The sequence below is a fragment of the Bacillus sp. T2.9-1 genome (genome assembly GCF_950097965.1).
GTDB classification, from domain to species: Bacteria; Bacillota; Bacilli; order Bacillales; family Cytobacillaceae; genus Niallia; species Niallia hominis.
In genome coordinates, this window is record NZ_CATNHG010000103.1 from 1 (window position 1) to 11,973 (window position 11,973).

Here is an 11,973-nt window from a genome sequence, read left to right on the forward strand (position 1 = left end):
CTTTTTTAATGCTTAATTTTTTCCAGCTACCGCGCTCTCGCTTGGTGGCCTTTTTGTCTAGTTGGGGGACTCGTCCCCCAACTAGACAAAAAGGATATTTATTCTCCCACAAACATTTTACTCATACTTGGCAAAAGTGAAATAACCATTTTTTGGAGGGAGAAAATCGCGTTAATTTTTATCTCACCTGTACATATTAACTATAGTTAACTATTTGAAAGCAGGGAGAATGAAAATGGATCATGTAAATGATGAAAAAAGAATAGGTAACCTTACAAATAAAATGCACAAGACAACTAAGAAACAAAATGTAAAGGTTTCTAAAATGTCGATATTCTCACTTTCTTCCATCCCGTTAGTAATGACCCTTGGAAATAGCATGCTGATTCCAGTATTGCCATCAATTGAACAAAAGCTGAATATATCCTCTTTTAAAGTAAGTATGATTATTACTGTATATTCTATTTTAGCGATAATATTGATACCCGTAGCAGGCTATTTATCGGATCACATCGGTCGAAAACGGGTGATTATTCCAAGTTTAATTATCGCTGGGATTGGTGGGGTCATTTCAGGAATTGCTGCATGGTTAATAGATAATAGCTATTGGGTCATTCTTCTCGGAAGAGCACTTCAAGGTGTTGGTGCAGCTGGAGCATTCCCAATTGTATTACCATTAGTAGGCGATTTATTTAAAAACGAAGAAGAGGTGAGTAGTACATTAGGGATTATTGAAACAGCCAATACATTTGGAAAAGTACTTAGTCCAATCCTAGGAGCATTTTTAGCAGGATTTATATGGTATATCCCTTTTATGTCTATTCCTGTCTTTTGTTTCATTTCCATCGTTTTAATAATGATCTTTGTTAAATCACCAAAAAGTAAAGAAAAGCCTTTACCGTTCAAAGAATTTATTCAACATACGAAAGAAATATTGCACCAAGACAAAAAATGGCTGTACGCCATTTTCTTTATTGGAGCTATTGTTATGTTCGTTTTATTTGCGGAGCTGTTTTATTTATCAGATATATTGGAAAAGCATTATCATATTAAAAATATTAAAAAAGGGCTATATCTCTCCATGCCGCTCGGAGCATTATGCCTTACTTCCTACATTACTGGAAAAAAAATAAAAAAAGACAAAAATTTAATGCGCTGGATAACATTTATTGGCTTACTAGCGATAATTACTGGAACAATTGCTCTCAATTTTTCAGAAAAAATGTGGTTCATTATTATCTTCCTTACGTTTGCAGGTATCGGAATTGGAGGAAGCTTACCCCCTCTTGATGCCTTAATAACAGAAGGGATTGAAAAGGAAGAAAGAGGAACCATCACAAGCATTTATAGTAGTATGCGCTTTATTGGAGTGGCAGCTGGACCACCTATTATGGCTATTTTAATGAAGCATATGGAGCACTTTCAATTTTATTTGCTTTGCGCGATTACTTTAATCGCTGCTGTTGCTGCTTTCTTTCGTTTAAAACACATTGATGAAACAAAAACGAATTAAAATAAGTTTATATAAATATTTAACCAATGAAGGCACATACATAATTGTACTTCATTGGTTGTTATTATTGAAAAACAAACACTTATAAAAACATACAAAAGAGACTGGGACATAAACATTTCAGCTAACAATAAATACTAACGATTGTGCGGTAAGTTTACATGATCGTTCGTATTTATATTTTAGAAAAAGGTTTAAAAATGAAGTGAAATGGAGCGGAGGACGGTCGACTCCTGCGGGAAATAGAGGAAAGGCTGAGACCCCGCAGCGCAGCGAGGAGGGCACTGAAAATGTCTAGTTCTGCAAATTAAATGAGGTTATATTTATTTGAAAGCAAATAATAAGTTAGTTTGGAGAGGTGTCCGCTCGACTCCTACGGGAGATGCGAGAAAGTCCGAGACCCTGCAGGAGCGTGAGCTGTGAAGCGGCTCGGCGCTCGCCCCGGTGAGTCGTGCGGTAAGCCTCGGAAAACAAAAGCCTACACTAAGTTAGAATGGTTTGGTAACTACCGATTCACCAGGTAATTCACTTTTTCAGTGGCCTCGCAGCGAGGAGCATTCCTCCCCGCGGAAAGCGACCGTCTGTGGCGCAATGGAACGACTTAGTTTTTACACTTGAATATATTTAAAACCATAAATAACAGATATGAAAAAGTAGCTTTATTTAAGAGCTAAATTAGAGATTGTTCGTCTTTAAAGATTAGTTATTTAGATTTGTCCCAACCTCTTATAAAAACATACAAAAATGAGACTATACACACTGCATTCAGTAATGTGTATAGTCTCAACTTGCTTAATAAGTGGATGATCTCTCTATCTAATAGTTCATTCCATCTATTTTTGTTCTACGGGTTTCTTTAATAATCCTAACAATAACGCAGATACAACAGCACCGATTACAATTGCTAGTAGGTATAACATCGGATTTCCATCAACCAATCCAACAACAAAAATACCGCCATGTGGTGCTCTTAGTCCAATATTAAATAGCATGGATAGCCCGCCTGTTACTGCTGCTCCAATTGCTACAGATGGAATAACACGCAATGGATCTGCTGCAGCAAATGGAATGGCACCTTCTGTAATGAACGATAATCCCATAATAAAGTTTGTTAAGCCTGCATCTTTTTCTTGTTTCGTAAATTTCTTTTTAAATAAAACAGTTGCTAACGCAATTGCAAGTGGAGGAACCATACCTCCAGCCATGATTGCAGCCATTGGTTCAAAAACACCATTAGCAATAAGACCTGTACCAAAGACATATGCTGATTTATTGATTGGCCCTCCCATATCTATAGCCATCATTGCACCTAATATAATTCCAAGGAGAACAGCATTTCCTGTACCAAGATTTGATAACCAGTTAGTCATCCCTGTATTGATTGCTGAAACTGGCTCCATGATAACGTAATTCATGATAAGACCGGTAAAGAAAATTCCTAATAATGGATAGAGTAAAATCGTTTTTATACCTTCTAATGATCTTGGAAGAACTTCTAATAATTTTTTCAGACCAATTACTATATAACCAGCTAAGAAACCACCGATTAAGCCACCAAGGAATCCGGCACCACCTTGTGCTGCCATAAAGCCGGCAACCATACCTGGTGCAAAGCCTGGGCGATCAGCAATACTCATTGCAATAAACCCTGCAAGAACTGGTACTAATAAGGCAAAAGCATTATCGCCACCAATGTACTTAATAACCGCTGCAAACGCATTATAGCTTGGATCATTTGGATCAGCTGAGTTATAACCGAACATAAAAGATATAGCGATTAGAATCCCGCCTCCAACAACGAATGGTAACATATTTGATACACCACTCATTAGATGTTTATAAATTTGGCCTCCAATCCCTTTTTTTCCTTCCTCTTTTCCTTCGCTAGAGCTACCAGAACCACCTTGATAAACTGGAGCTTGCTTTTTCAAAGCTCGATTAATTAATTCTTCTGGTTTACGGATACCATCTGCAACAGGGGTTTCAAGCACATGTTTTCCATTAAAACGCTCCATTTGTACTTTTGTATCTGCCGCCACAATTACGGCTGTTGCATTTTCAATTTCTTCTGCTGTCAGAACGTTTTTCGCTCCGCCAGATCCATTTGTTTCAACCTTAATGTCTACACCCATTTCAGCAGCTTTCGCTTTTAATGAATCGGCTGCCATATAAGTATGAGCAATACCAGTAGGACAAGCAGTTACTGCAACTATGAAATTCTTTTTATCTGCTATATTTTCCTCTTGTGATTCTTCCTCGACATCATAGCTATCAATAACTGCAAGAACATCCTGTTTAGAAGCAGCATTTAACAGCTTCGAACGAACTTCTTCTTTTAGCAATAAAGTTGATAGTCTTGATAATGCCTCCAAATGTGTATTATTTGCCCCGTCTGGTGCTGCAATCATAAAGAATAGATTGGCAGGCTGCCCATCTAGTGACTCATAATCAACCCCACTAGTAGATCGACCAAATGCAATAGCAGGAGATTTTACTGCACTTGTTTTTGCATGAGGAATGGCAATCCCTTCCCCAATACCTGTTGTACTTTGCTCTTCCCTTTTTAAAATAGCCTCTTTATACGTTTCTTTATCTATTAACTTTCCTGCTGAATAAAGAATATCGACTAGTTGATTGATTGCATCAATCTTTCCATTTCCTTCAATATTTAAAAGGATAGTTTCTTGCGTTAATAATTCGGTAATTTTCATCCCATAACGCTCCTTTTTCATTAATTTTCTATTTCAACCTTACTATTTTGTTAAATGAATTCCGTTTTATGCTTGTAGTTGGACTTGTGGAAGGAGACTCTCTACCTTCTCCTTTGTACATAATCCTATCGAAAATGCTGTAGCACTTCCTGAAGCAATGCTATAGCGGAAGGATTCTTTCATATCCTGTGTCTCTACATATTTAGCAAGAAATCCTGCTACCATACTATCTCCTGCACCAACAGAGCTTTGCACTTCTCCTTTTGGTACTGTACTAATTAGTTCTTCATGTTGGCTAATTAATATAGCTCCTTCGCCCGCTAAGGAAACAATTACATTTTGTGCACCCATTTCTACTAATTTTTTTCCATATGGGATTGCTTCTTGCGCATTCGTAATCGTTGTTCCAAACAAATCACCTAGCTCATGATGATTAGGCTTTATTAAAAATGGATGATACGGCAAGACTGCTTTTAGTAGCTCCCCTTCTGCATCGACAACAAATGAAACATTGTTTTCATGACAAATTTTCACAAGCTCCTCATAAGTTGTTTTCGGTAAGGTTGATGGAACGCTTCCTGCTAATACGAGTAAATCTTCTGAAGTTAAAGAAGCAATCTTATCCTTTAACGCTTGGAATTTTTCTGCAGAGATTGTTGGTCCACTTGCATTTAATTCTGTTTCCGTATCTGCTTTTAATTTCACATTGATACGTGTATCTTCTTCGACTTTCACAAAATCAGTGTCAATCTTTTCGGCAAGTAATTGCGTTTCAATGAAACTACCCGTAAAACCGCCAACAAAACCTAACGCTTTACTTTGCACGCCCATTCTTTTTAATACTTTGGAAACATTAATCCCTTTTCCACCTGCAAATTTACTTGTTTTTTCTAATCGATTAAGCTCTCCTAAATGCACTTCTTTAACTTCGATAATATAATCGACAGAAGGATTTAAGGTTAGGGTATAAATCATTCTTTCACAACCTTTATACTAGTTTTCCTTGAATATAAATCGTTTACTTCATCATCAAGGGAGTTTGTAATAATAGAAGCCTCATGCAAATTCGCTATTTTAGAAAAATAGACTTCTGAAAACTTACTGTCATCTGCGAGAAAGAATGCTTCTCTGGATAATGATAAAGCCTTGCTTTTCACCATGGCTTCCTCTTGGTCAGGTGTAGTATACCCATATTCAGGATGAATACCATTAACACCCATGAAGCATTTATCAAAACGGTAATGATCAAGACTAAGTATGGCACCACGACCCACTAATGCATTTGTCTTTTCTTTTACATACCCTCCCGTTAGGAAGGTTTGAATGCGAGCTTCTAGTAAGCTGGACAAATGCATAAGACCGTTTGTCACAACTACAATATCGCGATTTTTTAAAAATGGTAGCATTTCTGTAATGGTCGATCCTGCATCCAAATAAATGCTATCGCCATCCTCTACGAGATTTGCTGCAAAAGCTGCGATCATTTTCTTCTCTTGAACGTTTTTGAACGCTTTTTCACTCATGCTAGGCTCTTTTATTTTTCCTTGAAGCCTTGCAGCGCCACCATGTACTCTTTTTAAAAAACCTTCTTGCTCTAATTGTGTTAAATCTCGTCTAATTGTTGATTCAGATGTATTAGTAATATCTATTAACTCTTGTATTTTCACAACACTATGCTGTTTAAGCAATTGTACAATTAATTCATGCCTTTCAGGTGTTAACAAGATTATCACACTCCCTCTTCGGGTTGTCTTTCCTCTAACAACATCATAATGTAAACGATTTCGCATTTCAAGCATTTTCTTTCAAAAACAATCAAATATTATCATATTTTTGACGTTTTGTGAACGTTTTTAGTATAATCAGAATTTTCATTCAGGAAATCACAGTATAATTACCTGTATATTACCCGAATCTAGCATATTTAATTAACAATTATTAAATGTTTATGGTATCCTTTGTTCTGGTACTAAATTAATATTAATAAATGAAAAGGAATGAAAGTATGAAAAAAATCCCCTACTTCTATTTAGAATTGGTTAAAATTCTATTTTCAGCCGTACTCTTATTTGCACTATTTGGAACGGTTAATGATATGATCATAAAGCTTATTACTGGCTATTCTTATCCTAATGTTCATTTCTTGGAGAACAAACAGTCCCTTACTGGATTATTTATCTTACAATACATCGGATTTGCGTTAATTTATTTTGTTATTTATAAAAATGGCCTTTCCCTTATCAGTTTTAATAAAGGAATACAACGAAAAAAACTTCCACATGTATGGTCTAAATATTTTATAATTTTCGGAGCGGCTTTTATCCTATTATTTTATCTCGTACTTCTCCTAACCTAAATTATTTTAATAGAAAGTAATTGCGTAAAGATGGATTGTATGATACTATCAAATCAATATATAGTTGATAATCAACAAAATCTTACTATATATAGTTAATATAACAACTCTCAATATCCAATGTCTCTTTTTCGCTTCTTAAGAAGCGACTTTTTTTTGAAAGACATTTACATTTGTCGTAGAGAATGACAAATTCGTTTCATAGAATAGTTACGAAAAAATTTAATATGCCACAAGTTTTGGTGTCCTTATAAGGACTTAATAGGGAATTCGGTGCGAAGCCGAAGCTGTACCCGCAACTGTATGTGATACGAACTAAGAAAACCACTGAGAATATTCTTCTCGGGAAGGTCTTAGTGTAGGATAATTCACTAGCCAGGAGACCTGCCAAACACTTGTGTTTCATTACTCCGGGACTTTGAGATGATGAAACGATGGTATAAACTTAACCCCATACACACTTTTGGGATAGCTTTATGCCATCGTTTGATCCACTCAACAAGTTGAGTGGCTTTTTTTATTGGCTTTTTCTACCCTGTTGTGGAGAAATAAATAGATATCTATGCATTTCTCGCATATTCCCAAAGCAACAAAAAATGTAGAAAGTAGCTTCTAAAATTAATTACTAGGGGGTTTACTATGAAAACAATAGAAAATGATACACTTTTCCTTTTTGATGAACTAGAAAAAGACTATCACCATTTAGATTTCCAACCGCTTAAAACTCGAGCAAAACAATATGTAGAGAATAAGCATGAAATAAAGGAAGAAGAATTTATTCATCAACTTATTCTGGAAGCATTAAGCTATATGGATGAAAATTCCCCAGATTGGACTTATGTTGCTGCTCGCTTACTATTAAATGACCTATATAGACAAGGAAAGGAAAACCGTCATTCTACCAACCAAAATGCATACGAAAATTTTTACCATTTAATTGATACTTTAACCAAAAAAGGAATCTATCATCCTTCTATCCTTGATACATATACAAAAGAGGATATCACAGAGCTTGAATCAGTTATTCAACAGAAAAACGATTATTTATTTACGTATATCGGACTTCGGATGCTCTCTGATCGCTATCTAGCTCGTGATCATCAAAAACAAGTTTTCGAATTACCACAAGAGCGTTTTATGATTATTAGTATGCACTTAATGAAAAATGAACCAAAAAAGAGCCGATTAACACTGGTAAAAGAAGCTTACTGGGCACTAAGCAATCTTTATATGACCGTAGCTACTCCTACTCTATCTAATGCTGGGAAAAACTGGGGTCAATTGTCAAGCTGCTTTATCGATACAATTGATGACTCTTTACAATCTATCTATGATAGCAATACAGATATTGCAAATCTATCAAAAAACGGTGGAGGAATTGGTGTTTATCTCGGAAAAATAAGAAGTCGCGGTAGTGCTATAAAAGGATTTAGAGGTGCATCATCTGGTGTTATCCCATGGATGAAGCAGCTAAACAATACAGCTGTCAGTGTCGACCAGCTCGGGCAACGCAAAGGTGCTATAAGCGTCTATTTAGATGTTTGGCACAAAGATATCTTTTCCTTCCTAGATAGTAAACTAAATAATGGCGATGAGCGATATCGCACACATGACCTATTCACAGGAATCTGCATCCCTGATTTATTTATGGAAAAAGTAGAGAAACGGGAAGATTGGTATTTATTTGACCCTCATGAAGTAAGAACAGTAATGGGATATAATTTGGAGGATTTCTTTGATGAAGAAATGGGAAAAGGTTCATTCCGGGCAAAATATGAAGAATGTGTAAACCATCCTGATTTATCAAAGGAAATTGTTCCAGCAATTAATATTATGAAAAGTATATTAAGAAGTCAATTAGAAACTGGTACTCCCTTTATGTTTTATCGAGATGAAGTAAATCGCAAAAATCCAAATAGCCATTTAGGTATGGTTTATTGTACAAATCTTTGCACAGAAATTGTTCAAAATCAAAGTCCTACAATAGTAACAGAGCAAAAATATGAAGATGGCAGAATTATTATTGAAAAAACCCCAGGAGATTTTGTAGTCTGCAATCTTTCTTCTATAAATCTAGCAAAATCTGTTACCGCTGATGTTCTAGAACGATTAATTCCCATTCAAGTACGAATGCTTGATAACGTCATTGATTTAAATACTATTCCTGTTATCCAAGGACAGTTTACAAATCAAAAATATCGTGCTATTGGTCTTGGAACCTTTGGATGGCATCACTTACTTGCATTAAAGCAAATTAAATGGGAATCAGATGAAGCTGTATCCTATGCAGACGATTTATATGAAAAAATTAGCTATTTAACTATTTCCGCAAGCGCAGAATTAGCAAAGGAAAAAGGTGTGTATCCTGTTTTTCAAGGTTCCGATTGGGAAACTGGAGCTTATTTTACAAAAAGAGGTTATGATGCAGTAGAAAGTAAATACGATTGGGGAGCATTAAAAAGAACTGTCCACGATAGCGGATTACGCAATGGCTATTTATTAGCTGTAGCACCAAACGCATCCACTGCTTTAATCGCTGGAAGCACGCCAAGCATTGATCCAATATTCAAAAAACAATATTCAGAAGAGAAAAAAGATTATAAAATTCCTGTTACAGCACCAGATCTAAATAAGGATACAACATGGTTTTATAAATCTGCCTATTTGATTGATCAACATTGGAGTATTAAACAAACAGCTAAACGTCAAAAACATATTGATCAAGCAATATCTTTTAATCTATATGTCCAAAATACGATTAAAGCAAAAGAGTTACTAGATTTACATGTAGCAGCTTGGAAAAACGGTTTAAAAACAACCTATTATTTAAGATCTACTTCCTCTGAAGTAGAAGATTGCGATTCTTGCTCTAGCTGATTACTGTATGATAAGGAGGAAAATAAAATGGAAGAAGTCGTTAAAAAAAGACCCATTATGAATAAACAAGCACCAAATAAATCAACAGCCATTATTAATGGAGAATGCTCCAATATATTAAACTGGGATGATGTTCGCTATCAATGGGCGTTCCCGAAATACAAAAAAATGCTTGCTAATTTTTGGACACCGTTTGAAATTAATATGAGTCAAGATATGAAGCAATTCCCTGAACTATCTGACGATGAACAGGATGCATTTTTAAAGATTATTGGCTTATTAGCTTTATTAGACAGTATCCAAACAGATTATGCAGGGAAAGTAGCAGATTATTTAACAGATTCAAGCCTATCTGCTTTAATGATTATTTTGGCACAACAGGAAGTTATTCATAATCATTCCTATTCATATGTTCTATCTAGTTTAGTTCCAATGGAAAAGCAAGAGGAAGTGTTTGAATTTTGGCGAACAGAGCCAATCCTTGAAAAAAGAAATGAGTTTGTAACAAATGGATATGCTTATTTTGCAGAAAATCCAACTCCTAATAACCTATTAAAATCGATTGTATATGATGTAGTTTTAGAAGGTTTATTTTTCTATTCAGGATTTGCTTTTTTCTACCACCTAGCAAGAAATCAAAAGATGGTAGCAACTAGCACGATGATTAACTATATTAATCGTGATGAACAAATTCATGTTGATTTGTTTGTAAAAATATTCAAAGAAGTTCTAAACCAATATCCAGAATATAACAACGAAGAACTCGCCTCTTTCGTGGAGGATACGATGAAGGAAGCTGCAGAATTAGAAATTGAGTGGGCAAGATATATTATCGGCAATAAAATCGATGGAATTCTTCTGCAAGATGTAGAAGATTATATAAAGTTTTATGCGAATGTAAGAGCTAATCAGCTTGGATTTAATCGCCCATTTGAAGGTTATCGCAAAAATCCATTACGCTGGATCAAAGCATACGAAGATGTAGATTTAGGAAAATCGGATTTCTTTGAACAGAAATCACGTCAATATGTAAAAGTCAACCATGTAGACAACGGATTTGACGAGCTATAAACTAAAAATTAAAAGGAGCAACTGTCACTGTTGCTCCTTTTAATCATTTCCTGCACTCTTTGTATTTCATTCAACTAATTCTAACTTTATATATTTGTATTAGATAAATACCTTTTTAGCTCTTTGCTGTTTTTTTTCGAAATAATCTTCTTTTGTCATACAATAATAGACGCTCGTGATGATTTGATTGTTAAAAAGCTTATAGCGATCTTTTTTCTGAAAACGATATTGAAAACCACATTTTTCATTAACTCGTTTTGACTTTTTATTAAAATCAAAATGTCCACACCAGATCAAATCCAATTGCAATTGTTCAAATCCAAAAACTAAAAGATGATTAACCGCTTCTGGTACAATCCCTCTACCCCAATAGGCTGGATTTAAGGCAAACCCAACTTCACGCTGTGCTAAATGAGAAAGCCTAACATCCGGTGTACGCTTATGAAACCCAATACTCCCAATCGCTTTATTTTCCTCTTTCCAAACGATAGCATACGAATTATTATTTTGTAAAAAATAGCGAATTACAACTTTGCTTTCTTGCTCGCTTTTATGGGGAGCCCAACCTGCAAACGGACCAACATCTTCCCTTTTTGCATATTCATATAAATCTTTGTAATCCGATTCTTGCCACCTTCTTAGCAGCAATCTTTCTGTTTCAAATACGCCCATCGAAATTCACCACCATAAATGTTAAAATCTTCTCATGAATAATTTATCGTAAAGCTAGTCTTTCGTAGATATCTTGTAAAGTACGACATCCTAATTTTTGTGCCCTTTCTAAATAATGACACCATAGAATAGCAGTTAATTTAGCATCACCCAATGCATGATGACGATCGATTACTGGAATATCACTAAATGTACACCAGTCCTCCAATGTTAATATCTTTATGTTTGGTTCAACAATTTTAAATAAAAAGGCCGTATCTACAATTCGATGCTTAAAAGGCGTTTTGAAACTTTTCCAGCATGCAGATTGCATAAAGCTTTTCTCATGCGAGGAGTGATGGGCTACAAGGGTATCCTCGTCTATGAATTCAAAAAATTGTACAAGTACATCGGATAAGGGCGGGGCATCCTGCAAATCATTGGTTTGAATTCCTGTTAGGCGACTAATTTCTTCTGGTATTTCAACACCCGCATTCACTAATGTATAAAATTGTTCCTCTAGGATCTGACACCCTTGCACTTTAACTGCACCAATTGAAATAATTTGATCCCCTTTATCGGGTAAAAAACCCGTTGTTTCTATATCAAAAACAACAGCTTTTAAATTATCTAATGGCAATCTGGAAGCAACTTCAACTTTTAAATCTTTCTGAAGCTGGCGCATAAAAGCGATTTGCTGTGAATTACTTCCACTCGAGGTAGCATGCAATACACTCGAATTGACTTTTCCGTATAAATCTCTCATGTATTGAAGAAATGATTCTACTCCCATG

The 11,973-nt window shown here is 35.4% G+C and carries 9 protein-coding genes and 1 riboswitch; of the genes, 4 read left to right on the plus strand and 5 right to left on the minus strand.

Annotation, left to right across the window (positions count from 1 at the left end):
- Positions 1-235: 235 nt before the first annotated feature.
- Positions 236-1,513, plus strand: a complete 1,278-nt coding sequence (locus QQZ16_RS14850) for an MFS transporter (RefSeq protein WP_031536758.1) — start codon at positions 236-238, stop codon at positions 1,511-1,513.
- Between the two features lie 833 nt (positions 1,514-2,346).
- Here the strand turns inward: QQZ16_RS14850 and QQZ16_RS14855 are convergent.
- The 3 genes from QQZ16_RS14855 to QQZ16_RS14865 form a co-directional block, all read right to left on the minus strand.
- Positions 2,347-4,224: a PTS fructose transporter subunit IIABC gene (locus QQZ16_RS14855; protein ID WP_031536757.1), complete on the minus strand. Its 1,878-nt coding sequence runs from the start codon at positions 4,222-4,224 to the stop codon at positions 2,347-2,349.
- A 66-nt stretch (positions 4,225-4,290) separates the two neighbouring features.
- Positions 4,291-5,199: a 1-phosphofructokinase gene (gene pfkB, locus QQZ16_RS14860; protein WP_031536756.1), complete on the minus strand. Its 909-nt coding sequence runs from the start codon at positions 5,197-5,199 to the stop codon at positions 4,291-4,293.
- On the minus strand, positions 5,196-6,023 hold the full coding sequence (locus QQZ16_RS14865) for a DeoR/GlpR family DNA-binding transcription regulator (RefSeq protein WP_251628744.1): 828 nt from the start codon (positions 6,021-6,023) through the stop codon (positions 5,196-5,198). Before QQZ16_RS14865 ends, pfkB begins: the two co-directional genes overlap by 4 nt.
- A gap of 236 nt (positions 6,024-6,259) precedes the next feature.
- On the opposite strand from QQZ16_RS14865, the gene QQZ16_RS14870 reads away from it, so the two are divergent.
- The 3 genes from QQZ16_RS14870 to QQZ16_RS14880 all read left to right on the plus strand — a co-directional run bounded on the left by QQZ16_RS14870 (position 6,260) and on the right by QQZ16_RS14880 (position 10,528).
- On the plus strand, positions 6,260-6,580 hold the full coding sequence (locus tag QQZ16_RS14870; protein WP_284561469.1) for a hypothetical protein: 321 nt from the start codon (positions 6,260-6,262) through the stop codon (positions 6,578-6,580).
- 223 nt (positions 6,581-6,803) lie between these two features.
- Positions 6,804-6,987, plus strand: a riboswitch (cobalamin riboswitch).
- A 232-nt stretch (positions 6,988-7,219) separates the two neighbouring features.
- Positions 7,220-9,457: a ribonucleoside-diphosphate reductase subunit alpha gene (locus QQZ16_RS14875; protein WP_235252257.1), complete on the plus strand. Its 2,238-nt coding sequence runs from the start codon at positions 7,220-7,222 to the stop codon at positions 9,455-9,457.
- A 27-nt stretch (positions 9,458-9,484) separates the two neighbouring features.
- Positions 9,485-10,528: a ribonucleotide-diphosphate reductase subunit beta gene (locus QQZ16_RS14880; RefSeq protein ID WP_235252258.1), complete on the plus strand. Its 1,044-nt coding sequence runs from the start codon at positions 9,485-9,487 to the stop codon at positions 10,526-10,528.
- Positions 10,529-10,627: 99 nt separating this feature from the next.
- Here QQZ16_RS14880 and QQZ16_RS14885 read toward each other — a convergent pair whose 3' ends face one another.
- Both QQZ16_RS14885 and QQZ16_RS14890 read right to left on the minus strand, forming a co-directional pair.
- The gene (locus QQZ16_RS14885; RefSeq protein WP_235252259.1) at positions 10,628-11,200 is read right to left on the minus strand and encodes a GNAT family N-acetyltransferase; all 573 of its coding nucleotides are present in this window, start codon (positions 11,198-11,200) and stop codon (positions 10,628-10,630) included.
- Between the two features lie 43 nt (positions 11,201-11,243).
- Positions 11,244-11,972: an exonuclease domain-containing protein gene (locus QQZ16_RS14890; protein WP_031536750.1), complete on the minus strand. Its 729-nt coding sequence runs from the start codon at positions 11,970-11,972 to the stop codon at positions 11,244-11,246.
- Position 11,973 lies beyond the last annotated feature (1 nt).

Bases quoted from the DNA above. Each gene is read 5' to 3' on its own strand.
- QQZ16_RS14875 (WP_235252257.1), top strand. From the start codon at position 7,220: ATGAAAACAATAGAAAATGATACACTTTTCCTTTTTGATGAACTAGAA.
- QQZ16_RS14880 (WP_235252258.1), top strand. From the start codon at position 9,485: ATGGAAGAAGTCGTTAAAAAAAGACCCATTATGAATAAACAAGCACCA.
- QQZ16_RS14850 (WP_031536758.1), top strand. From the start codon at position 236: ATGGATCATGTAAATGATGAAAAAAGAATAGGTAACCTTACAAATAAA.
- QQZ16_RS14865 (WP_251628744.1), bottom strand. From the start codon at position 6,023: ATGCTTGAAATGCGAAATCGTTTACATTATGATGTTGTTAGAGGAAAG.
- pfkB (WP_031536756.1), bottom strand. From the start codon at position 5,199: ATGATTTATACCCTAACCTTAAATCCTTCTGTCGATTATATTATCGAA.
- QQZ16_RS14890 (WP_031536750.1), bottom strand. From the start codon at position 11,972: ATGGGAGTAGAATCATTTCTTCAATACATGAGAGATTTATACGGAAAA.
- QQZ16_RS14885 (WP_235252259.1), bottom strand. From the start codon at position 11,200: ATGGGCGTATTTGAAACAGAAAGATTGCTGCTAAGAAGGTGGCAAGAA.
- QQZ16_RS14855 (WP_031536757.1), bottom strand. From the start codon at position 4,224: ATGAAAATTACCGAATTATTAACGCAAGAAACTATCCTTTTAAATATT.